The organism is Rhizobacter sp. J219, assembly GCF_024700055.1.
Classification (GTDB): Bacteria; Pseudomonadota; Gammaproteobacteria; order Burkholderiales; family Burkholderiaceae_C; genus Rhizobacter.
Genome location: NZ_JAJOND010000001.1, coordinates 3,811,205 through 3,832,208, shown reverse-complemented (window position 1 = coordinate 3,832,208; position 21,004 = coordinate 3,811,205). Strand labels below are relative to the sequence as shown.

Below are 21,004 nucleotides of genomic sequence, written 5' to 3'. Positions count from 1 at the left end.
ACAGCGAGCCAGCCGTCACGCCGGTTCTTCAGCAAGGCTCACGACGTAGTCGCGCCAGCCCCGCCTGGCTTACACAACATCAGGCGATTACAGGATCTTCAAGCGGACGAACGCGTTGAAGTCTTCGGACCAACTGCTGTGCTCGGCGACCCAGAGCGATTGCAGATACGGATATTGCTTGAACTGCTTGCGCATCGAGTTTTCGATGGAGACCCAGAAGGGCTTGGGCAGCAGGTGCCAAAAGATGAGGATCCGCGAGTTGCGGTAGTGAAAGGCCTCTTCGAACAGGTTCAGGTAGGCCACTGCGATGTGGTGGCCGGCCGGGCGGGAAATCCCGGGCTCATAGCGCTTCTCGGAGAGCGTTTGATGGGCGCCAGCGGTGTCTCCATATTTGAAGAGCAGCGCTTGCCACCTCGCATAGATCTGGTTGCAGACCGAGGCCCTCATCGAGATGAGCGTCGCCACCAGGCCCAGCAGGCCGAGAAGACCCAAGATGCTGACGACCAGCTTGACGGTCTCGAGCGGCCCGGCAGCGCTCAGCGCCTGAAGGAGTCCTTTCAGGAACGGTTCGATCATGGCGCGCCTCCTCGTGATGACGAGGACTAACGTTATAGCTACGCAGCACCCGCCTGTCACGTGTTTGTGTCACCCGACAGGGCCTCCCTCTTGAGGGCCTCAGCAGAGGACGCGCGAGCTGACCCCCAGATGGCCTGCGAGGCCCAGGCCGCCGGCGCGCATCACGCCGCGGTGGTTCCAGCGGAACACCGGCGCCAGGAGCGGCGCCAGCCATCGCATCCAGGGCTGCACCAGCTCCACGCGCCAGACGTAGGTGACGTCGGTGCTGCCGCCGTCGCTGCGCAAGAGCCACAGGCCCTCGCCGCGCAGCTGCCCGCGCGAGCGGCCGCGCAGGCGCTCGTGCTTGAGCGACTCGATCGCCTCCACCTCCACCACCAGGTCGTAGGGCAGACGGGTGGCCCACTCGATGCGGCGCACGCTGCCCACGCCGTCGGCGCCCCCGACCTTGAGCAGGCGCACCGAGCGCACGTAGGGCCACCAGCGCGGCCAGCTTTCGGGCTCGGTGAGGGCGGACCACACACGCTCGACCGGCGCGTCGATGCGCCAGTGGCTCACCAGATCGAAGTGGCGGCTGCCGGCCATCAGGCGGCCAGGCGGGGGTGGAGTTCGGCAACGGCGCTCATCGTGGTCTCCTGGGTTGGGTATGCCTGCCATACGGCCGGCGCGCTCCGGCGGATGCATCCGGATCGCGGGTAGCGCCGTAGACAAGGCATGACCCGCCCGACCCCCCCGGTCGCCCCCGCCCAGGCGCGCCAGATCAAGGCGCGGCTGCTGGAGCGCGTGGCCGACGCCGACGACACCCACCTCACCGTGGACGCCCACCAAGGCACCTGGCAACCCTTCGCCCCCGGCATCGCGCTCAAGGTGCTGCGCGAGCACGAGGGGGTGCTGTCGTACCTGTTGAAGCTCGACGCCGGCGCCACGCTGCCCGCCCACCGCCACCCGCTCGACGAGGAATGCGTGGTGCTCGAAGGCCGACTGCGCGTGGGCAGCCGCACCGAGATCGGGCCTGGGGGTTACCACGTGGCCCACCAGGGCGCCTTGCACGCCACCATCGGCACCACGACCGGGGCCACGATCTTCCTGCGCGGCGCCATTCCCGAACTCGGGCATGCGCTGGCCTGCATCTGATCGGGCCTGGCCGGCGTACACGCGAACATGAACGCCACCGCCGCCCTCATGATCACCCCCGACGACCCTGCCGTGCTCTTCGACGATGCGGACACGCCGCAGGAAGCGGTGCAGGCCGAGTCGCCGGAGAGCCCGCCACGGTGCCCGCTGGAGGCGGCCGCGAGCGACGCCGACATCGCCGCCTGGATCGCGCGCATCGTCGACCACGACGAACGTGCGCTGGCGGCGCTCTACGACGCCACGCTCTCGCGTGTTTACGGCGTGGTGCTGCGGGTGGTGCGGCGCGCGTCGCTGGCCGAAGAGGTGGTGGAAGACACCTTCTTCCAGGTCTGGCGCCAGGCACCGCGCTTCGACCCGGCGCGCGGCAGGGCACTGACCTGGCTGCTCAACATGGCGCGCTCGCGCGCCATCGACGCGGTGCGCCACGAGTCGCGCTTCCAGCACGACAGCCTCGATGCCGAGACGACCCCCGAGGTGGAAGCCGACGACCCCGGCCACGACGACCTGCTCGACGTGGCGCGCGGCCACGCCGAGCTGCAGCGCGCGCTGATGCTGCTCAACGCGCAGCCGCGGCAGCTGGTGGCGCTGGCGTTCTTCCGCGGCCTGAGCCATGAAGAGATCGCCAGCCACACCGAGCTGCCGCTCGGCACGGTGAAGTCGCAGATCCGCCGCGCCCTCGCCACCTTGCGCGAGGCGCTGGGCTCGCAGGCCCTGCGCTCGCTGGCTTCATGAAGAATCCCGCCCGATGAAACCCTGGACCCCGAACGCCCCGATGCCACTGGCCACCGCCGAAGGGCCGGCGGCCGAATGGTCGCCGCTGCTCGACGCGCCGTTTGCCGACGCCTGGGCCCACCCCGGCGCGAGCCCCGGCCTGCGCACGAAGCTGATGGCGCGTGTGGCTGCTTCGCAGGCTGCGGAAGCCGGCATGGTGACCACACGCCGCGGGCGTGCCCCACGTGTGGTGCTGGCGGCCGGCGTCAGCGCGCAGACGCTCTACGAAGGCAAGGGCCAGCGGCGCGGCGAACCGCTGCGCGCCCGCCTGGTCGAACTGGCCGCCGGCGCACGGCTCGATGCGGCCCTGCTCGGCGGCGAGGCGGTGCTCCAGACCCGTCACCGCGAATGGCTGGTGGTCGCCGGCCAGCTGCAGTCGGGTGGGCAGCACTTCGGCCTGCGTGACTACCACGTGGCCCCCGCCGGGGCTGCCACGCCCAGCTGGCAGGCCGACACCCCGGCCTTGCTGTTCCTGCGCGAATCGGCCGCCGTCTCTTTCGCGGGTGGCACCTCCGCGAGCGGCACACCGCTCACAGTGCGCGACGCCGACGCCGGCTGGCCCGATTTCGCGCCGGGCATCCAGCGCCGCGTGCTGTGGCAGCACGCCGGCCAGGCGGCCTTGCTCTATTTCGCCGAGCCGGGCGCCGCGGTCCCGCAGCACACGCACGGCCACGACGAGGAATGCCTGATGGTGCAAGGCGAACTCTTCCTCGACGACCTGCTGCTGCAGGCCGGCGACTACCAGCTCGCCCCCCGCAGGCAGCGGCCACCGCATCACGCAGACCGACACCGGCGTCGTGATCTACGCCCACGGCGACCTGGACCTGCAGTTCACCTGAGGCGGCGCCGCACGCCCGCGCCGGTCAGGGCGCGCTGCCGGCCCGGCGCACGCAGGTTCGCGGCAACCGCATCTCGAAGCAGGTGACGGTGTCGTCCGAGCTGACGTCGACACTGCCCCCATGGGCCTTGGCGATCTCCCGCACGACATAAAGGCCCAGGCCGAGGTTGGCCCCGGCCAGCTGGGAATCGGCGCCGTCGTCGGCCGCCCGCACGAGCGGGTCGAAGAGGGTGGCGGCGGTGTCCGCGGGAATGCGCTTGCCGGTGTTTCGCACGGCCAGCACCACCTCGTCGGGCCGCGTGCCATCGAGAGCGATGTGCACCGGGGTGCCCGCAAAGCCGTATTTCAAGGCGTTGAAGACCAGGTTGGACAGCGCCTGGTGCAGTCGCCGGGCGTCCCACTCGCCCTGCATGTCGCCGCGCACGTCGAGCTCGAGGGCCCGCCCCGGGCTGAAGGCGGCGATCTCCTCCAGGGTGTCGCGGGCGAACTGATCCAGCTGCAGGCAGGCGGGGTCGATGGCGAGCGCGGAGCCGAGCCGATGCCGCGTGTATTCGACGAGATCGTCAAGCAGCGCTTTCATCTGCCCGACGCTGCGCAGGATGACGACCGCGCTGGCGCAATCGTCGGGACGCTGACGCCGCTCCAGCGTCGCGCAACTGGCGATCGTGCTCAAGGGCCCGCGCAGGTCGTGGCCCAGGATGGCGAGGAAGAGATCGCGCGAACGATCGACCTCGGCCACGAAGGCCTGCAAGGATTCGGCGATCGCCTGGTCCACCGCTTCGTTGAAGCGGGTCAGGTCTTCCAGGTCCTCGACATGTGTGGCGGGGGCGTCGGCCATCCACAGGCGCAGCACCGTCGCGCGCAGTGCGCGGTACTCGGCCACCATCTGTTCGATCTCGAAGCCCTGCTGTTCGCGTTGCCGGGCATGGCTGCGCGACGCCACATCGTGGGAGCGCGACGCGAGCGCGCCGTTGCCTTCCGACTTCGCCTGCCGTTCGTCGTTGTCCTGCGGGCGCCGCATGTCGGCGGCGATCTCCTGCAGGATGAGTCGCCCGTGGTCGAGCAGGGCGACCTCGCTCATGTTGGCCGCCGCGGGCAGCTGGCTGCGCGCAAACGCCACCCAATCCACCAGGATCGCATCGAGGTTGTCGCTGATGAACTTGGACAGGCGCATTCGCCATTCTGCATCTCCGGGGGCTTGACCCTACGCCGCAGCCGGTGTCGGGCACGGGGTTGCTGGCAAGATGCCCCTTCACCGATACCGAAGGCAAGAGGATGAATCTCTCTGAACTGCAGGCCGAGCTGCGCCACTTCGCCGCCGAGCGGGACTGGCAGCCGTTCCACACCCCCAAGAACCTGTCGACCGCGCTGATGGTGGAGGCCGCGGAACTGGCCGAGATCTTCCAGTGGATGACGCCCGAGCAGTCGCAGGCGGTGAGCCTCGATGCCGACAAGAAGGCGCGCGTGGCCGGCGAGATCGCGGATGTGCTCTTGTACCTGCTGCAGGTGGCCGACCACTGCGAGGTCGACATCGCCCAGGCGGCCACGCACAAGCTGGCACACAACGCCCGCAAGTACCCGCCCGTGCGCTCCATCGCCCGCGTGTCGCAGGTGAATGCCGCGGTGCCCGGCGTGCATGTGCTGCTCGACTACGAGAACGTGCAGCCGAGCGAGGAGGAACTGCGCGCGCTGGTGCCGGACGCGAGCCAGGTGTGGGTGTTCCACGGGCCTCACCAGCGGGAGGTGGATAAACACTTCGCGGGCTTTGGCGACGCCGTTACACCCGTGCCCATCAGCAAGACCGGCAAGAACGCGCTCGACTTCCACCTGTCGTTCTACATGGGGTACATCGCGTCGCGAAACCCGTCGGCGGCGCTGGTCGTCGTGGCCAACGACAAGGGCTACGAGCCGATGCTGGAGCACGCGAGGGCGATGGGTTTCGCCGCGCGTCAGCTCGGGCACGTGACGGCCAAGCGCACCACATCCGCCGCCAAGACGCGGGCCAAGCGCGTGGCCGCGCCAGCGAAGAAGGCGGCCATCGCTCCACCCGCACCGGCACCAGCACCCGCACCCACCAAGAAGGCCCCGGCCAAAAAAGCGGCGACGAAGAAATCGACCCCCGCACCCGCGGCGCCCAAGGCCGCCGCCAAGACACCGGCGCCGGCCAAGAAGGCCACACCGGCCGCTCGCAAGACCCGCACCCCGAGCAGCGCTGCGCCGGTCAAGCGCCTGGTCGACAACCTGCGCCGCATGGGCGAGCAGCGGCCCACGAAAACCAAGTCGCTGTGGCGCCTGCTGAAGTCCCTGCTCGGAAGCGAGGCCACCGACGACGCCGTGGAGGCGGTGCTGGGCCGGCTCGTCAGCGAGGGCGTGGTCAAGGTCAGCTCGGTGACGGGTGTGTCGTACCCGAAGTTCGCGCAGCAATGAGCTCGCGGCGCCCACAAGAAAAAAAGGCCCGGTTCCGCCAACCGGGCCAACGCTCTCTTTTCCCTTAGCAGGTTCGAATCACCACCAGGATTCGGCCTGCACACCCACCGAGGTGCCAGACTTCTTGTCGCCGAACACCTGACGGGCGTTGGTGGAGCTCAAGCCGCCGGCGCCGGCGGTTCGCACGGCGTCGTTCCAGATCGCGTGCGTGACGAAGAGTCGCACGGTCGGGCGCGAGCCGGCTTCCTTGCCGGCCGAGGCCGCTACGGCCAGCGTGCCCTTGGTCAGGTTCTGCTTGGCACCGCCGCCATCGGGCTTGACCTGGTCATGGCCCACTTCGGCGAGGAAGCGGAACGGGCCCGACAGGTGCGTGTCGGTGCGCGCGCCGATCATGAACCACTTGTTGCCGGTGTTGCCGGTGTTCTTGCGCACGCGGTACTCGGTGATGAAGTCGACCGCGGTGCCGCCCACGCTCATGCCCTGCTGGAAGACCACGCGGGTGTTCTTCAGGTCGCCGAACTTGTCGCTCTTCACGCCGATGAGGGAGTCGCCGCCGAGGATGGTGCCGCTGAGCTTCTGGTACACGCCGACGGCCAGGCCGTTGGGCTGGTCGGCCGGTTCGGCCGGCGGGGTGGTGGTCTGGTTCGCGGTCTTCAGCTGCTTGGACGGCGTGACGTAGATCGACAGCTCGCCGTTGGGCACGGTCTTGATGCCGGTCATGCGGATCGGCAGCGACATGCGGTTGTTGAAGGCGTCGTTGTTCGGGTCCATCATGAACGCGACGCTCAGCTTGCCGATGCCGAGGTCCATGTCTTCGAGGCCGGCACCGTTGCCGTCGTTGTTCTCGAGGAACTGGTCGTTGATGCCGGTCTGCAGGCGGTTGTAGAAGCGGCGGCCCGCCCACACGCGGCCATTGGCCAGCTGGCTGATGTTCTGCCCGTAGGCATAGATCTGGCCGAAGCGGGTGGTCAAGGTGTCGGGGCCGTTGCTGGTGTTCTGGGCGCTGCCGGCATCCCATGCCTTGTAGACGCTGGGCATCACGCGCACGTGCCAGGCGGAGCCTTCGTACTCGGCCAGCTTGGCGTCGAAGGTGGGCTCGATCACGTAGTCGCACTCGTTGCCGAGGCGGAATTTCGTGTCGGCATTGGCCAGGCCGAAGCAGACCTGGTTGCCGCCGGCGGTGTTGACGCCGACACCGGCGCGGAAGTAGCCGGAGAACTCGACGGGCGGTGCCGCGAGCGCGCTGCCGGCAGCGCCTGCCAGGGCCAGGGCAGTGAACAGGGGAAGGGTCTTCATGGTTGCTCCTCGTCTCTTTCGTGGGTGGTGAGTGCCGTCTTTGCGGCGGTGGTGGTAGGCCTTGCGGCCCGGGTGGGAGATCGGTACGGGCTCCGGGTGGCGGGGTCTAGTGCATCGACACCGACTGGCCGTCGGGTTGGAACAGCAGCGAGCGGCCGGGCTGGGGCGCGAGGCCCACGTCGTCGCCAGCAGACAGCGGGGGGTGGTCGGCCGGCACGCGCAGCGCGACGGTGTGCTCGCTGCCGCGCAGGGTGGCGTGCACGATGGTCGAGTCGCCCAGGTGTTCAAGCAGGGCCACACGTGCGGCGAGGCCGTCGCCGGCTTGCGTGAGCTGCAGGTGCTCGGGGCGGATGCCCAGCACGAGGCTGCCGCTGGCCACGCGCAGTTGCGGCGCCGGCAGGCGCACCGCACCCGCGTCGCCCATGCGCAGCTGCAGGGCATCACGCTCGCTGCGCTCGGCGGTGCAGGGAATGAAATTCATGCGCGGCGAGCCGAGGAAGCCGGCGACGAACTGGTTCGCCGGCTTGTCGTAGAGCGCCAGCGGCGAGCCCACCTGCTCGATGCGCCCGCCGTTGAAGACGGCGATGCGGTCGCCGAGCGTCATCGCCTCGACCTGGTCGTGGGTCACGTAGATCATGGTCGTGCCCAGCTCCTGGTGCAGGCGCGAGAGTTCGATGCGCATCTGCACGCGCAAGCCGGCGTCGAGGTTCGACAGCGGCTCGTCGAAGAGGAAGACACGGGGCTTGCGCACGATGGCGCGGCCGATGGCCACGCGCTGGCGCTGACCGCCCGACAGCGCCTTGGGCTTGCGGTCGAGCAAGTGCGTGATCTGCAGGATCTCGGCGGCGCGGCCGACCGCCTCCTTCACCTGCGCCTTCGGCTGGCCGGCGAGCTTCAACGCGAAGCCCATGTTCTCGGCCACCGTCATGTGCGGATAAAGCGCGTAGCTCTGGAACACCATCGCCACGCCACGCTCGGCGGGTGGCACGTCGTTGATGCGGTCGCCGCCGATGAAGATGTCGCCGGCGGAGATATCTTCCAGCCCCGCGATCATGCGCAGCAGGGTCGACTTGCCGCAGCCCGAGGGGCCGACGAAGACGGTGAACTCGCCGTCAGCGATGTCGAGGTCGACGCCCTTGATGACCTCGGCGCCGTCGTCGTAGCTCTTGCGCACGCTGCGCAGGGTGAGGGTGGACATGGTGATTTCCTTTCCTCGGGGGTCAGCGGTTCTGCGCGATGAAGTCGCGGTACCAGTGCGCGCTGTCTTTCGGCGTGCGCTTCTGGGTCTCGTAGTCGACGTGGATCAGGCCGAAGCGCTTGTCGTAGCCGGAGTTCCACTCGTAGTTGTCGAGCAGGCTCCAGTAGAAATAGCCGCGCACGTCGACGCCGGCGTCCATCGCCGCCCGCAGCGCATCGAGGTGGGTGCGCAGGTAGTCGATGCGGGGCTGGTCGCTGACGCGGCCGTTGACGACCACATCGGCCACGGCGGTGCCGTTCTCGGTGATGAAGAGCGGCGGCAGCGAGTAGTCGGCGTTGATCTTGACCAGCAGCTCCGTGAGGCCTTGCGGGTAGTTCTCCCAGCCCATGTCGCTCTCGCCGGCGAGCTTGGGCGCGGGCACTGGCGGCTGGGCGGCGCTCGCCCAGATGCGCGTGTAGTAGTTGATACCGAGGAAGTCGAGCGGCTGGGCGATGGTGTCGAAATCGTTTTCATCAGCCACCGGATAAAGACTGACGCCGGGGGCCGTGGGGTAACGCTTCAGGAAGATCGGGTCCATGAACCAGCGCACGAAGGTCGCGTACTCGCGCTCGGCGGCGTCGCGGTCGGCCTGCGAGTCGGTGGCCGGCGTGGCGGGCGACTGGTTGAGCACGATGCCGAGCGGTGCCTTCACGCCCGCCGCCCGCATCGCCTGCAGCGCGAGGCCGTGCGAGAGCAGCAGGTGGTGCGCCACCTGCACCGCGAGCTGCCGGTCGCGTGCGCCAGGGGCGAACTGGCCGATGGCGTGGCCGAGCATCGCGGTGCACCAGGGTTCGTTGTGCGTGCACAGCGTGGCCAGGCGGTCGCCGAGGCGACGGCCCATGTGCTCGGCGTAGTCGGCGAAGCGCTGCGCGGTCTCGCGTGTGGCCCAGCCGCCCACGTCCTGCAGGGCTTGTGGCAGGTCCCAGTGGTACAGCGTGGCGTGCGGCTTGAGGCCTTTTTCGAGCAGGCGGTCGACCAGCCGGTCGTAGAAGTCCAGGCCCTTGTCGTTCCAGGCGCCGCGGCCTTGCGGCTGCACACGCGGCCAGGCGATCGAGAAGCGGTAGGCGTCGACGCCGAGCGAGGCGATGAGGTCGACGTCTTCGCGGTAGCGGTGGTAGTGGTCGCAGGCCACGTCGCCGGTGTGCCCCTTGTGCACGTTGCCGGGGGTGTGCGAGAAGGTGTCCCAGATCGAGGGGCCGCGGCCGTCTTCGCGGGCCGCGCCTTCGATCTGGTAAGCAGCCGTGGCGACGCCCCACGAGAAGCCGGTTGGGAATTTCTTCGAGACAGTCACGCGTCGGGTTCCTTGGAGATCCGAATGGGTTGAACGAGGGTCAGGCCTTCACCGCACCGGCGGTGAGCCCTTCGATGAGGCGGCGCGAGGCGAGCGCGAACATGACGAGCAGCGGCAGCACTGCGATCGACGAGCCGGCGCAGATGGCGCCCCAGGGTGTCTGCCCCGTGCCCTGCAGAGAGCGCAGCGCAAGCGGCACCGTGTACATCTCCATGTCGCGCATCACGATGAGCGGGCCCATGAAGTTGTTCCACGAGGCGATGAAGGTCACGAGGCCGAGCGTGCCGAGCGCGGGGCCGATGAGCGGCAGCACGATGCGCACGTAGATGCCGAACTCGCTGCAGCCGTCGATGCGCGCGGCATCGAGCAGGTCGCGCGGGATCGCCGAGGCGATGTACTGCCGCATCATGAAGATGCCCAAAGCCCCGCAGGCGGCCGGCACGATGAGCGCCTTGGGCTCGTTCATCCAGCCGAGCCAGCTCATGATGAGCGCGGTGGGGATCATGCCGACGAAGCTCGGCAGCAGCATCGTGCCCATCACGAAGAGGAAGAGCTGCTTCTTGTAGCGGAACTCGAACATCGCGAAGGCATAGCCCGCGAGCGAGCACAGCAAGAGATTCGCGGCGGTGACGGCGAGGGCGACGTAGACGCTCCAGCCGAGGTTGTGCCACCAGTGCGGCAGGCGCTCGAGCAGCAGCTTCAGGTTGTCGTCGAAGTGGTCGCCGAACCAGACGGGCGGCGGCAGCGACAGGATCTCGCGGTCGCTGTGCGTCGCGAAGATGAACATGAAGTAGAAGGGCGCGAGCATCAGCACCGCACCGGCCAGCACGATCGCGTAGGCGACGATCTGGCTCGGGTGGATGCCCTTCGAGTGGCCGCGGCGCGGCGTAGGCAGGGCGATCGTGCTCATGCCTTGTCTTCCTTCTGCCCGAGCAGCTTGTTGTTGAGCCAGGTCACGACGGCGATCAGCATGAAGAGCAGCCAGGCCACGGCCGAGGCGGTGCCGAAGTCGCCGTCGACGAAGGCGGTGGCGTACATGTGCATGGCGGCGGTCTTGCCGGCCTGGTCGATGCCGCCGGTGCCGCCCGTCAGGATGAAGGGCTCCTCGAAGAGCTGCAGGTTGCCGATGATGGTGAGCGTGACCGCGAAGAAGATCATCGGGCGCAGCAGCGGCAGCACGACGTGGCGGAACTGCTGCCAGCGGGTGGCGCCGTCCATCGTGGCGGCTTCGAAGAGGTCTTTCGGGATGGTCTGCATCGCCGAGAGGTAGAGCACCGTGTTCCAGCCGACGTAGCGCCAGAAGACGACGAAGGAGATCATCCACTTCGTGTACTGCGGCTGGCCCCAGTCGATGTTCTGCTCGGGCAGGAACCAGCTGAACACCGGCAGCTGCGCGAGCTGCGCGATGCTCGCGTTGACCACGCCGAAGTCGCGCGAGAAGAGGGTGGAAAACACCAGCGAGATCGCCACGCTCGAGGTGATGAAGGGCAGGAAGTAGATGCCGGTCACCGTGTTGCGCCAGCGCCCGAAGGCGGTGTGCAGGAAGAAGGCCAGCGGCAGCGCCACCAGGTGCTGCGGCAGCCCGGAGACGATGGCCATCCAGCCGGTGTTATAGAGCGACTTGTGGAACCAGTCGTCGTTCAACACGATGTACACGTAGTTCTCGAAGCCCACCCAGTTCATCGCCGAGAGGCCGGCGGCCGGCTCCCAGCGGTGGAACGACAGGTAGACCGAGAACAGCAGCGGGAACAGCCCGAACACCAGGAAGATGACGAAGAAGGGGCTGATGAAGAGGTAGGGCGCCCACCCACGCAAACGGGCACGAAGGTTCGTGCGCTTGCGGCGCGGCGCGGTCGGCGCCGCAGTCGACGCCTCCGGGGTCAAGGGTTCAGACATGGCTTGCATGATGGCGCGCCCAGACTCTTCTCTTCTTCATCCTCTGGGGCCGGGGATCAGCGGCGCACGCGCTTCTTCAGCGTGGCTTGTGCGTCGGCGAGGGCGGTCTTGATGTCCTTGTTCTGTTCGAGCACTTTTTCGAGACTCGGCGTTGACCACCTCGCGCGCCACCGGGTCGTACTTGTCGACGGCGATGGCCTGGATCTTGTCGGCCGCGACCTTCCACTGCTGGCGTGCCTTCTGGCCACCGAGGTACTCGATGGGCTGGTCGAGGAAGGCATCGTTCTGCGCTTCGATCAGCGAGGGGAAGGCATCGAGCTTGCGGAAGGCTTCGAGCTGCATCTCCTTGTTGAGCGTGAGGAACTTGATGAACTCCCACGCCGCGGCCTTGTTCTGCGCCTTCTTCGGGATGGCATAGAACGAGCCGCCCCAGTAGCCGAACGAGTTGTTGGGCAGCTGGGCCGAGCGCCACTTGCCGGCCTGCTCCTTCGCGAGCCAGTTGGTCAGGTGGCCGTTGAGCCACGCACCCATCATCTGGGACGCGATGCGGTCACGCTTGAAGCCTTCGGTCCACTCGTTGGACCAAGCGCCGATCTTGCCGTCGATGCCAGCGGTGCGCGCGGCCTTGGCCAGCTCGAAGGCCTTGACGAAACGGGCGCTGGTGACGAGCGGCTGGCCCTTCTTGTCGAAGTACACGCCTTCGCCGTCCTTCAGGCCCGAGCGGATGTAGATGTCCTTGATGTCGACGGCGTTGCCGAGCATGTAGGCGCCGGTCGCGGCCTTCACCTTCTTGCCGGCCTCGATGTACGACTCCCAGCTCTTGGTCAGATCGGCTTCGCTGACGCCGGCCTTGTCGGTCAGGTCCTTGCGATAGAACATGGCGCCCGGGCCGATGTCGACCGGCATCGCGTTCAGCGCACCGGTGCCGCTCATCGCCTGGGGGTAGCTGAACTTCGCGACCTTCGCGCGGTACTGCATGGCGTTGTAGGGCGCCTTGGCCAGGTCTTCCAGGCCGCCCGACTCGGCGAACTTGCCGATGAAGTCGTTGTCGACCGCCATCACGTCGGGCAGGTTGGCGCCGGTGGCCAGCGCGGTGGTCATCGCCGTGTGGTGGTCGGGGTAGGCCAGCGACGCCAGCTTGATCTCGATGTTCGGATTGATCTTCTGGAACAGCGGAATTGCGGCCTTCACGCCGCGGTCGAGGTCGGGGAAGGAGGCGACCGTGATGGTCACCTTGTTCTGGGCCTGGGCGGCCCCGGCGGTCATCACGGCGGCAATGGCCAGCAGCAGCGGCCTGATCATGTTTTTCATCTCTGTCTCCTCGTCTGGGCTCGGTCCCAAGCGTCGTCGCCAACGCTTGGCATCGTTTTCACGAAATGCGGAGCATGTAACCCGATCACATGCGCCGCGCAGTCGGCCGCCTGAGGCGGCCCGTTTGCGTTCCCCTGGGCAAGAAGGGGCAAACGGGGCCGCGTGGAGGGCGGGGATGTGACTCGATTTCATGTGAAATCGATTTCACAACGGCGCTTATTTCATCGCCGCGGGCCGGAAGGTGTCAACACGGGAAACCCCAGAAAGCCACAAACCTAGGGAAAGCCCTTGTCTTGCGGGCGACACAGTCGCGGCCCTTCAGCGACGCGGCAAGAGGGTGTCGAGCAGGGGCTGCCGCCATGCCAGCGAGCGCGGTTCCAGCACACCGAAGCCAGCCGCCAGCTCCCAGTAGGCCCACGAGAAACCGCGCGCCTCGGCCTGCTCGCGCACGGCGCGCGTCCAGGCGAGGCGGCTGGCGTTGTCGGCCTTCGAGTAGGCGCCGAATTCGCCCAGGTAGATGGGCCGCTGCTCGCGCCGGGCCCAGTCGGCCACGCCGTCGAAGGCTTCGCGCAAGGCGCGCAGTTCGGGCTCGCGGCCGCGCCAGGTGCTGCCCATCCAGGCGGCAGCCCCGCTCACCCACTCGGCGCCCTGGTGGGTGACTTCCATCGGCTCGTAGTAGTGGAAGGTGGCGATGAGGTTGCGGTCGTCTTTCGGCAATGCCAGCGACCCCAGCATGCGCCGGCTGTTCCACTCGGCGCCGCCGACGATCAGCGTGCGCTGCGGATTGCTCGCGCGGATGACCGGCAGCACGGCCGCGAGCGCGTCGTTCCACTTCGATTGCGTGAGCTTGTTGTGCGGCTCGTTGAGCACCTCGAAGATCACGCTCGCCGGCGCGTCACGGTAGTGCTCGGCGACCTGCTTCCACAGCCCGAGGAAGCGGTCGCGCTCGGCGTCGGGGTCGCTCATCATCCCGGTGTAGTGGTGCATGTCGAGCACGATGGCGAGCCGGTGTTCGAGCGCGAGTTTCACCACGCCGTCGATGCGCGCGAAGAACTCGGGGTCGATGGTGTAGGGCGGCTTGTCGGCGGCTTGTGCGTCCCAGCGGATGGGCAGGCGGATGGCGGTGAAGCCCGCCTTCGCGGTGAGTGCGATGAACTCGTCGCGCAGTGCCGGGCCGGCCATCCCTTCGCGGGCGTGGTCGAGCATGTTGCCGAAATTGATGCTCCTCGCGAGCAGGCGGTTGCAGCTTTCAGCGCGCGCCTGCGGCGGCTGCTCGAAGTTGCAGGCAGCGGCGGGCAGCGCCGCAAGCGCCAGGCCGGCGGCGAGCCAGCGAGCCCTGCGGGGGAACGGGGTGGGCATGGATGTCTCCTGCTTGTGTCGTTTGGGTCACTCAATGGGCACCGCGCAAGCGGCTTGAAAACGTTATCATCCTGCGCGCCATCCTGCCCACATTCCTCTTGCGCCCAGACGCCGTGACCCTCGACGACCGCCAGAGCCCCCAGAGCGCCAGCACCCCCGAGACCGTCACGCTGCTCGACGTGGCCCGCGAAGCGGGTGTCTCCGCCAGCACCGTCTCGCGCATCCTGAACGGCACCGCGCGGGTCGCCTCCGACAAACGCACCGCGGTCGAGAACGCGATTCGCAAGCTCGACTTCAAGCCCAACCTCTTCGCGCGCAGCCTGAAGACCGGCACCACGATGACGGTGGGTGTGCTGACGCAAGACATCGAGAGCCCCTTCTTCAACCGCGCGATGCGCGGCATCGAGGAGGGCCTGTCGGGCAGCGGCTATGCGCCCATCATCGTGAGCGGCCACTGGAACGCGAAGGAAGAAGCAGAACGCATCCGCCTGCTGCTCGCGCGCCGCATCGATGGCCTGGTGATCCTGACCGGCCACCTCGAGGACGCGCAGATCGTCGACTTCGCGCGCCACCAGCCCATCGTCGTGACCGGCCGCCAGCTCAACGCACCCAACCTGCGCAGCCGCCAGCTCGACCAGGAGCACGGCGGCTACATCGCCACACGGCACCTGATCAGCCTCGGGCACAAGCGCATCGCCCACATCGCCGGCCCGCGCGACCACTTCGACGCGACCGAGCGACTGGCCGGCTACCGCCGCGCGCACGAAGAAGCCGGCATCGAGGTGGCGCCCGAGCTGATCGTGCAGGGCGACTTTCTCGAAAGCGGCGGCCTCCTGTCGATGAACAGGTTGCTCGACAGCGGCCACCCGTTCACCGCAGTGTTCGCCGCCAACGACCAGACCGCCTTCGGTGCACGAGTGGCGATGTACCGCCGCGGCATCCGCGTGCCCGACGACCTGTCATTGGTGGGGGTGGACGACCTGCCCGCCGCCGCCTACCTCACGCCGCCGATCACGACGGTGCGCCAGCCGATCTACGAGATGGGGCTCTTTGCCGCGCACGCGCTGCTCAACATGCTCGGGCACCGCGTGCCCGAGATCGAGCTGCCGGCGCTGGAGTTGATCGTGCGAGAAACGACCCGCCGTCTCTGATCAGCCGCGCGCCGCGGCGTCTTCTATCTGCTGCTGGACTTTCCGCGCTCCGCGCAGCACCAGAGTCTGGTCCAGCATGGCCTGCGGCGCGACATGCTGCGCCACTTCGTCCAGCGAATCGGGGTCGGTCATCAGTGCATTCGCCAGGGCCGACAGCGCACAGATGGCGCGCCGCGGCGCTTGCGCCGGCAATTGGCGCAGCGCATTGACGCGCACATGGTGGCGCACACTCGCCACCGCGGCGGGCCCGAGGCCCCAGCTTTCGCACAGCGACGCGCCCAGCGCATCGTGACTCACGCCGAAGGCTTCGTATTCACGCTCGACGAGTTCCATGTCGTTGGTCGACGAGGCCAGCATCGGCTGGTAGGCCTCGGGCGCGTGCTTGAAGAGCACCGCCTTGCCGCATTCTTCGAAGAGGCCGGCCGAGTGCGCGCCCCAGGGGTCGACGCTCAGCGCCTGGCCGATGCGGCCCATCAGGAGGCCGCGCACACTGGCGCGCTGCCACACGGCTTCGAGTTCCGGCGCGGCAGGGAAGACGGCGCGCAAGCCGAATTCGAAGGTCACCGCCGCCACTTCGCGGGTACCCAGGTACATCACCGCCTGCTGCACGCTCTGCACCCGGCCCTTGAGGCCATAGAGCGAAGAATTCACCGCCTTCATCACCGCGGCCGCGAGCGCCATGTCGGACTCGACCAGCCGGCCGAGCGTGGGCAGGTCGACCTCGTCGTCGGCCAGCAGCAGCGAGAGCTTGACCAGCACTTCCGGCTGGGCCGGCACGTCGATGTTCAGGGAGCGCAGTTTGGGGTCCACGGGCATGGGGCCTCCATCAAAGTCAGTACTTCACGGTCCATGCTACGAGCGCAGGGCCGGGCTGATCAACCAAACAGACCACCCAAAGCAGGCCTTCAATCGCTTTCAAGAACGGCCGTGCCATTTGGCGCGTGGCTTCTTATACTGCCAGTCATCCCCGCAAAGAGGGTCGACTCATGACCATCAAGCTCGCCAAAAGCGAACAGACGCTCCAAGCCATCATCAAGACTGCCTTGCAGATCGCCGTCGTGGAGGGCCTGCAGGCCGTCACGCTGGGCGAAGTTGCGAAGCGCATGGACATCAGCAAGAGCGGGGTGTTCGCCCGTGTCGGCTCGGTCGAGGCGCTGCAGAGCATGGTGATCAAGGAATACAGCCGCATCTTCGTGGCCAACGTGTTCACCCCCGCCTTGAGCGCACCACGCGGCCTGCCGCGCCTGAACGCGATCATGCGCCTGTGGATCGGCCGCGGCACCGGCGAGAACGCCTTCGCCGGAGGCCTGCACGCCACCGCCGCCTTCGACCTCGACCACGTCGACAGCAACCTGCGCGACGAGCTGCTCGACGCGGTGATGGCCTGGCGCGTGCTGCTCAAGGGCGCCATCGTGCGCTGCATCGAAGAAGGCCACCTGCGTCCCGAGACCGACCCGAGCCAGCTCACTTTCGAGATCAACAGCCTGATGATCGGCTTCCTGCACGAGTCACGCTTCGTGCGCGACCCGCTGGCCCACGAGCGCGCCACCTCGGCCTACCAGCGGCTGATCTCGACCTACCGCAGCTTCTCCTACGCGGACTAACGAAGCAACCGCGCGGTGACGGGGCCCGCGCCAGGGCGACGGTCTAGAGCTTCAGCGCGTCCCATCCGGTCTTGGCGATCAGCGCCGAGACCACGAGGATGAAGACCCCACGCACGAAGCCCGCGCCGTGCTTCAGCGCGAGCCGCGTGCCGAGCAGGCTGCCGACCACGTTGGCCACCGCCATGGCGGCGGCGATGTGCCACCACACATGGCCCTTGAAGGCGAAGAGCACCAGCGCCGACGCGTTGGTCGCGGTGTTGAGCAGCTTGGCGCTCGCACTCGCGCTGAGGAAGTCGTAGCCGAGCAGGCGCACGAAGGCGAAGACGAAGAAGCTGCCGGTGCCGGGGCCGAAGAATCCGTCGTAGAAGCCGATCACTGCACCGAGCGCGCTCGCCACCGCCGCTTCGGCACGGCCGCTGAAGCGCGGCGCGTGGTGGCGGCCGAGGTCCTTGCGCACCAGGGTGTAGACGAGCACGCCCAGCAGCACGAAGGGCAGCAGGCGCCGCAGGCCGCTCGCGCTCACGAGCGTCACCGCCCAGGCGCCGGCGAAGCTGCCCGCCAAGGCCGCGCCCGCCGCCGGCAGCAGCGCGGCCCAGCGCAGTTCGACCCGCCGGGCGTACTGCAGCGTGGCCCAGGCAGTGCCCCAGACGGAGGCGCCCTTGTTGGTGCCGAACAGGGTGGCCGGTGCAGCACCCGGGAAGACGCTGAACAGCGCCGGCACCAGGATCAGGCCGCCGCCGCCGACGATGGCGTCGACGAAGCCCGCGAAGAGCGAGGCCAGGGTGACGGTGAGGAGTTCCAGGGGCGCAGCGTCCAGAAAGAGGGCAGAGCAGGGGCCGGAAATAACAAAGGCGCCAGGTTGCCCCGGCGCCTTTGGATTTTGTCATCGGCCGTGTCGCCTTCTGGGCGCCAGCTTTTGTGCGCCTGCAGGCACTAGCCCTTGACGCGTTGAATGTCTCCTCAGACCCCCGCCAGTGCCCGGCAGATCTGCCTGCCGGCCGCGAGTGGGCGGACTTTAGGGCGGTGCCCTGGCGCACACACTAGGGGTTTTCCTGCGCCATCCTGGGGCGCGGGCGCGTCAGCGCGCAGCGTTTGGCAGATCCCGTGGCAGATATAAGTGCACGCGCGTGCCTTCCCCCGGTGCGCTCAGCACTTCGACCCGGCCGCCGTGCAGCTCGGCGATGCGTTTGACGATGGCCAGGCCCAGGCCTTTGCCGCCTTCGCCGGTGGCGGGGGCCACCGTCTGCCGCGCCTGGTAGAAGCGGTCGAAGAGGTGGGGCAGGTCGGCCGCGGGGATGCCCGGGCCGGTGTCGGCCACGGTCACCGCCACCTCGCCGCCCTCGGCGTCGGCACACAGCGTGATGCGGCTGCCGGGGCCGCAGAACTTGAGGGCGTTGTCGACCAGGTTGGCCAGCGCGCGCTCGAACAGTTCGATGTCGACGGCGGCGGCCACCGGCTGGTCGCGGTGCAGGGCGTCGAGCGCCACGCCGCGCTGCGCCGCGCGCTCGGCGAAACGCGCGCCCACGTCGGCCACCAGCTCGGTGAGGTCGACCACTTCGGTGCGCAGCCGGAAGCTCGGCTCGTCGAGCGTGGCCAGGTCGCCAAGCGCCTGCACCATGCGCGCGGCGTTGCGGGTGTTGCGCAGCGCCATCTCGGCCATGCGCAGGTCGTCGTCGCGCGTGGGGTCGCCAGCCCAGCGCGCCTGCAGCGTCTCGAGGCAGGCGGTAGTGGCGGTGAGCGGCGAGCGCAGGTCGTGCGAGAGGTTGCTCACCGCTTCTCGGCGGAAGTGGTCGAGCCGGCGCAGGGCGTCCCACTGCTGGCGCAGGGTGGTGAGCATGGCGCCGAAGGCGAGCGTCAACTGGCCGAATTCGTCGCGTGTGGCGGGGGGCAGCAGCGGCTGGGCTTCGGCCGCACCTTCCTGCAGCGCCTCCTTGTCGAGCCCGCGCATCGACAGCGCAGCGACGGCGCTGGTCAGGCGCTCCAGCGGGCGCGTCACCGAGGCGATCACGAGCGCGGCAAGCAGGGTGGTGAGCGTCATGATGGCCACGATGAGGCCCATCGCCGGCCGCGCGAAGGCGCTGCGCAGCGCCTGCCAGCGGCTCGCCGGCAGGCCCTCCTTGTGGCAGACGAGGTAGAGGTAGCCGGCGATCGGCTGGTCGCCGCGGATGGCACGCCGGGACAGTGCGCGGGCGGCGACCACCGCATCGGCGTCCATGCGCTCCGGGTCGTCGCCCATCACGTAGGGGCTGGGCGTGGTCGAGGCCGCCTGGCGCACCGGACCCATCGCGACGCGGAAATCCGGGGGCAGCACCACCGAGCCGGTGCTGGCGAGCACCCGGCCTTCGGTGTCGAGCAGGTAGAGCTGGGTGTCGGCCTCGAACAGCACCAGGTTCTTGAGCAAGGTCTGGAAGTCGTCGGGGTGCCGCTCGTGCAGCTCGAAGAGGTTGTCGTAGGTCGCGACCACGCGGCTGAGGAAGGCCGACGACCGCTGGAAGGCGGTCTCGTGCTCGAAGCGCTGGAAGGCAACGACGACGGTCGCCAGCACCGCGAGCGCCGTCACCAGCCCGGTGGCGAAGATCGTGAGGGCGAGCTTGAGGCGGACGCTCATGAGGCGGGCCGAGCGCCGGGCCGCTCCCAAGCCGGCCCGCATCCCCTCGGGGGATCGACCGACGTACTCGTCGGGCGAGGGGCTGTCATGTCGGGGCTTCTCGCATCTTGTAGCCGGCCCCGCGCACCGTGAGGATGAACTCCGGCCGCATCGGATCGACTTCGAGCTTGGCTCGCAGCCGGTTGATGTGCGTCGTCACCGTGTGCTCGTAGCCGTCATGGCTGTAGCCCCACACCGCGTTGAGCAACTGCGAGCGCGAGTACACATGGCCGGGGTGGCTGGCGAAGTACAGCAGCAGGTCGAACTCGAGCGCGGTGCAGTCGATGGGCACCCCGCGCAGCAGCACGCGCCGTTTGGCGGGCAGGATCTCCAGCTCGCCGTTGCGCACCGAGCCGGTCTGCGCCGCCTGGCCCTGCTGCGCGGCGCGCTGCAGGTGGGCGCGGCGCAGGAGCGCTTTCACCCGCGCCAGCAGTTCGGCCAGCGAGAAGGGTTTGGTCAGGTAGTCGTCGGCCCCGAGTTCCAGGCCGAGCACCCGGTCGAGCTCCGGTGGCCTTGGCGGTGAGCATCAGGATGGGCGTGGTGCGGCCGCGGGCGCGCAGCGCCTTGCAGACTTCCAGCCCGTCTAGGCCCGGCATCATCAGGTCGAGGATCAAGAGGTCGCTCGCCACCTCGGCCTGGCTGGCGAGGGCCGCGGGCCCGTCGGCCACCGCCTGCACCTCGTAGCCGGCGCTGCGCAGGTTCATCGCGATCAGCTCGCGGATGTCGGTCTGGTCTTCGGCGACGAGGATGGTGGCGGGCATGGCGGGATTGTCGTGTCGAGGCCCCGCCATCTGACGGGCTTCTGACGCAAATGTGATCTTCCTGTGAGGTTCGGTGAGGTGGGCGCGAGGTGGGATCGCGACAGTGCTCCCCATTGCAAGACACCTCCGAGGAGAGCTCCCATGACCGCCGCCGCCACTGCCTTCGCCGCCCCGCCCACCTTCCTGCCGGTCGCGTGGACCGAGATGGTCTCGCACCGCAGCTACCTGGTGCGCTTCGCCCAGCGCAAGCTGCACGACCCGATGCTGGCCGAAGACGTGGTGCACGACGTGTTCGAGGCGGTGATCTCCGGCCGGGCCGCGTTTGCCGGCCGCGCGGCGCTGCGCTCCTGGCTCACCGCCATCCTCAAGCACAAGATCGTCGATCTGGTGCGCAGCCGCGTGGGGCTCGAGAGCCTCGACGAAGACCCGGACGACAGCGCCGCACTGGCCATCGCCTGCCCCCAACCGCAGCCCGACGAGGTGGCCACCCAGCGCGAGGCGCTGCGCCAGACGCTCGCGCGCATCGAGGCGCTGCCGGCGAACCTGCGCGAGGTGGTCGAGCTGCGGGTGCTGCAGGACCAGCCCACCGAGGCGGTGTGCGAAGCGCTGGCGATCAGCGAAGACAACCTCTTCGTGCGACTGCACCGCGCCCGCAAGCAGCTGCTGAGCTAAGGGCCATCGCGGGGGCGAGCCTCGCGCTACTTCGCA

Annotated in this window: 20 protein-coding genes and 1 pseudogene; 7 read left to right on the top strand and 14 right to left on the bottom strand. The window is 68.5% G+C overall.

Going from position 1 to position 21,004, the window contains the following annotated elements:
- Positions 1 to 87 precede the first annotated feature (87 nt).
- Complete coding sequence (locus tag LRS03_RS18125; protein ID WP_257827197.1) at positions 88 to 576, bottom strand: hypothetical protein; 489 nt, start codon at positions 574 to 576, stop codon at positions 88 to 90.
- A 99-nt stretch (positions 577 to 675) separates the two neighbouring features.
- A complete protein-coding gene (locus tag LRS03_RS18120; RefSeq protein WP_257827196.1) occupies positions 676 to 1,158 on the bottom strand; it encodes an SRPBCC family protein in 483 nt (160 codons plus the stop codon).
- A gap of 129 nt (positions 1,159 to 1,287) precedes the next feature.
- Here LRS03_RS18120 and LRS03_RS18115 point away from each other — a divergent pair, with 129 nt between their 5' ends.
- The 3 genes from LRS03_RS18115 to LRS03_RS18105 are packed head-to-tail and all read left to right on the top strand — an operon-like array spanning position 1,288 to position 3,403.
- Positions 1,288 to 1,707, top strand: a complete 420-nt coding sequence (locus LRS03_RS18115) for a cupin domain-containing protein (protein WP_257827194.1) — start codon at positions 1,288 to 1,290, stop codon at positions 1,705 to 1,707.
- Between the two features lie 27 nt (positions 1,708 to 1,734).
- Positions 1,735 to 2,439: a sigma-70 family RNA polymerase sigma factor gene (locus LRS03_RS18110; RefSeq protein WP_257827193.1), complete on the top strand. Its 705-nt coding sequence runs from the start codon at positions 1,735 to 1,737 to the stop codon at positions 2,437 to 2,439.
- A 13-nt stretch (positions 2,440 to 2,452) separates the two neighbouring features.
- Entirely contained in the window at positions 2,453 to 3,403 is a 951-nt protein-coding gene (locus LRS03_RS18105; RefSeq protein ID WP_257827191.1) for a cupin domain-containing protein, read from the top strand.
- Here the strand turns inward: LRS03_RS18105 and LRS03_RS18100 are convergent.
- Positions 3,342 to 4,490 carry a sensor histidine kinase gene (locus LRS03_RS18100; RefSeq protein ID WP_257827190.1) on the bottom strand — a complete coding sequence of 383 codons (1,149 nt, stop codon included), beginning with the start codon at positions 4,488 to 4,490 and terminating at the stop codon, positions 3,342 to 3,344. The two genes, LRS03_RS18105 and LRS03_RS18100, sit on opposite strands and share 62 nt — an antisense overlap.
- Before the next feature lie 101 nt (positions 4,491 to 4,591).
- Between LRS03_RS18100 and LRS03_RS18090 the strand changes: the two genes are divergently transcribed.
- Positions 4,592 to 5,743, top strand: a complete 1,152-nt coding sequence (locus tag LRS03_RS18090; protein WP_308296443.1) for a nucleotide pyrophosphohydrolase — start codon at positions 4,592 to 4,594, stop codon at positions 5,741 to 5,743.
- 78 nt (positions 5,744 to 5,821) lie between these two features.
- On the opposite strand, the gene LRS03_RS18085 is transcribed toward LRS03_RS18090, so the two are convergent.
- The 7 genes from LRS03_RS18085 to LRS03_RS18055 form a co-directional block, all read right to left on the bottom strand.
- Positions 5,822 to 7,039 (bottom strand): carbohydrate porin, encoded by a 1,218-nt coding sequence (locus LRS03_RS18085; RefSeq protein ID WP_257827189.1) that lies wholly within the window; start codon positions 7,037 to 7,039, stop codon positions 5,822 to 5,824.
- 106 nt (positions 7,040 to 7,145) lie between these two features.
- The gene (locus LRS03_RS18080; protein ID WP_308296442.1) at positions 7,146 to 8,237 is read right to left on the bottom strand and encodes an ABC transporter ATP-binding protein; all 1,092 of its coding nucleotides are present in this window, start codon (positions 8,235 to 8,237) and stop codon (positions 7,146 to 7,148) included.
- A 22-nt stretch (positions 8,238 to 8,259) separates the two neighbouring features.
- Positions 8,260 to 9,567 (bottom strand): GH1 family beta-glucosidase, encoded by a 1,308-nt coding sequence (locus LRS03_RS18075; RefSeq protein ID WP_257827188.1) that lies wholly within the window; start codon positions 9,565 to 9,567, stop codon positions 8,260 to 8,262.
- 40 nt (positions 9,568 to 9,607) lie between these two features.
- Positions 9,608 to 10,477 carry a carbohydrate ABC transporter permease gene (locus LRS03_RS18070; protein WP_257827186.1) on the bottom strand — a complete coding sequence of 290 codons (870 nt, stop codon included), beginning with the start codon at positions 10,475 to 10,477 and terminating at the stop codon, positions 9,608 to 9,610.
- Positions 10,474 to 11,463 carry a carbohydrate ABC transporter permease gene (locus tag LRS03_RS18065; protein ID WP_257827185.1) on the bottom strand — a complete coding sequence of 330 codons (990 nt, stop codon included), beginning with the start codon at positions 11,461 to 11,463 and terminating at the stop codon, positions 10,474 to 10,476. The genes LRS03_RS18070 and LRS03_RS18065 overlap by 4 nt, the downstream gene beginning before the upstream one ends.
- 36 nt (positions 11,464 to 11,499) lie before the next feature.
- Positions 11,500 to 12,774 (bottom strand): ABC transporter substrate-binding protein, encoded by a 1,275-nt coding sequence (locus LRS03_RS18060; RefSeq protein WP_257827183.1) that lies wholly within the window; start codon positions 12,772 to 12,774, stop codon positions 11,500 to 11,502.
- A gap of 318 nt (positions 12,775 to 13,092) precedes the next feature.
- Complete coding sequence (locus tag LRS03_RS18055) at positions 13,093 to 14,133, bottom strand: glycoside hydrolase family 5 protein (RefSeq protein ID WP_257827181.1); 1,041 nt, start codon at positions 14,131 to 14,133, stop codon at positions 13,093 to 13,095.
- Between the two features lie 113 nt (positions 14,134 to 14,246).
- Here LRS03_RS18055 and LRS03_RS18050 point away from each other — a divergent pair, with 113 nt between their 5' ends.
- Positions 14,247 to 15,284: a substrate-binding domain-containing protein gene (locus tag LRS03_RS18050; protein ID WP_257827178.1), complete on the top strand. Its 1,038-nt coding sequence runs from the start codon at positions 14,247 to 14,249 to the stop codon at positions 15,282 to 15,284.
- Here LRS03_RS18050 and LRS03_RS18045 read toward each other — a convergent pair whose 3' ends face one another.
- Complete coding sequence (locus LRS03_RS18045; protein ID WP_257827175.1) at positions 15,285 to 16,100, bottom strand: HDOD domain-containing protein; 816 nt, start codon at positions 16,098 to 16,100, stop codon at positions 15,285 to 15,287.
- A gap of 170 nt (positions 16,101 to 16,270) precedes the next feature.
- Between LRS03_RS18045 and LRS03_RS18040 the strand changes: the two genes are divergently transcribed.
- On the top strand, positions 16,271 to 16,888 hold the full coding sequence (locus LRS03_RS18040) for a TetR/AcrR family transcriptional regulator (RefSeq protein ID WP_257827174.1): 618 nt from the start codon (positions 16,271 to 16,273) through the stop codon (positions 16,886 to 16,888).
- A 43-nt stretch (positions 16,889 to 16,931) separates the two neighbouring features.
- Here the strand turns inward: LRS03_RS18040 and LRS03_RS18035 are convergent, their stop codons facing one another.
- The 3 genes and pseudogenes from LRS03_RS18035 to LRS03_RS18025 form a co-directional block, all read right to left on the bottom strand.
- Entirely contained in the window at positions 16,932 to 17,690 is a 759-nt protein-coding gene (locus LRS03_RS18035) for a TSUP family transporter (RefSeq protein ID WP_257829595.1), read from the bottom strand.
- Positions 17,691 to 17,966: 276 nt separating this feature from the next.
- Positions 17,967 to 19,496, bottom strand: coding sequence for a sensor histidine kinase (locus LRS03_RS18030; protein ID WP_257827172.1), 1,530 nt, complete (start codon positions 19,494 to 19,496; stop codon positions 17,967 to 17,969).
- Positions 19,497 to 19,581: 85 nt separating this feature from the next.
- Positions 19,582 to 20,296 (bottom strand): annotated as a pseudogene (locus LRS03_RS18025) (response regulator transcription factor).
- Positions 20,297 to 20,437: 141 nt separating this feature from the next.
- Here LRS03_RS18025 and LRS03_RS18020 point away from each other — a divergent pair.
- On the top strand, positions 20,438 to 20,968 hold the full coding sequence (locus LRS03_RS18020) for an RNA polymerase sigma factor (RefSeq protein WP_257827170.1): 531 nt from the start codon (positions 20,438 to 20,440) through the stop codon (positions 20,966 to 20,968).
- Positions 20,969 to 21,004: the final 36 nt, after the last annotated feature.

Excerpts from the sequence above, each read along its gene's own strand:
- LRS03_RS18125 (WP_257827197.1), bottom strand. The coding sequence starts at position 576 with ATGATCGAACCGTTCCTGAAAGGACTCCTTCAGGCGCTGAGCGCTGCC.
- LRS03_RS18120 (WP_257827196.1), bottom strand. The coding sequence starts at position 1,158 with ATGGCCGGCAGCCGCCACTTCGATCTGGTGAGCCACTGGCGCATCGAC.
- LRS03_RS18115 (WP_257827194.1), top strand. The coding sequence starts at position 1,288 with ATGACCCGCCCGACCCCCCCGGTCGCCCCCGCCCAGGCGCGCCAGATC.
- LRS03_RS18110 (WP_257827193.1), top strand. The coding sequence starts at position 1,735 with ATGAACGCCACCGCCGCCCTCATGATCACCCCCGACGACCCTGCCGTG.
- LRS03_RS18105 (WP_257827191.1), top strand. The coding sequence starts at position 2,453 with ATGAAACCCTGGACCCCGAACGCCCCGATGCCACTGGCCACCGCCGAA.
- LRS03_RS18100 (WP_257827190.1), bottom strand. The coding sequence starts at position 4,490 with ATGCGCCTGTCCAAGTTCATCAGCGACAACCTCGATGCGATCCTGGTG.
- LRS03_RS18090 (WP_308296443.1), top strand. The coding sequence starts at position 4,592 with ATGAATCTCTCTGAACTGCAGGCCGAGCTGCGCCACTTCGCCGCCGAG.
- LRS03_RS18085 (WP_257827189.1), bottom strand. The coding sequence starts at position 7,039 with ATGAAGACCCTTCCCCTGTTCACTGCCCTGGCCCTGGCAGGCGCTGCC.
- LRS03_RS18080 (WP_308296442.1), bottom strand. The coding sequence starts at position 8,237 with ATGTCCACCCTCACCCTGCGCAGCGTGCGCAAGAGCTACGACGACGGC.
- LRS03_RS18070 (WP_257827186.1), bottom strand. The coding sequence starts at position 10,477 with ATGAGCACGATCGCCCTGCCTACGCCGCGCCGCGGCCACTCGAAGGGC.
- LRS03_RS18065 (WP_257827185.1), bottom strand. The coding sequence starts at position 11,463 with ATGTCTGAACCCTTGACCCCGGAGGCGTCGACTGCGGCGCCGACCGCG.
- LRS03_RS18060 (WP_257827183.1), bottom strand. The coding sequence starts at position 12,774 with ATGAAAAACATGATCAGGCCGCTGCTGCTGGCCATTGCCGCCGTGATG.
- LRS03_RS18055 (WP_257827181.1), bottom strand. The coding sequence starts at position 14,133 with ATGCCCACCCCGTTCCCCCGCAGGGCTCGCTGGCTCGCCGCCGGCCTG.
- LRS03_RS18045 (WP_257827175.1), bottom strand. The coding sequence starts at position 16,100 with ATGCCCGTGGACCCCAAACTGCGCTCCCTGAACATCGACGTGCCGGCC.
- LRS03_RS18040 (WP_257827174.1), top strand. The coding sequence starts at position 16,271 with ATGACCATCAAGCTCGCCAAAAGCGAACAGACGCTCCAAGCCATCATC.
- LRS03_RS18030 (WP_257827172.1), bottom strand. The coding sequence starts at position 19,496 with ATGAGCGTCCGCCTCAAGCTCGCCCTCACGATCTTCGCCACCGGGCTG.
- LRS03_RS18020 (WP_257827170.1), top strand. The coding sequence starts at position 20,438 with ATGACCGCCGCCGCCACTGCCTTCGCCGCCCCGCCCACCTTCCTGCCG.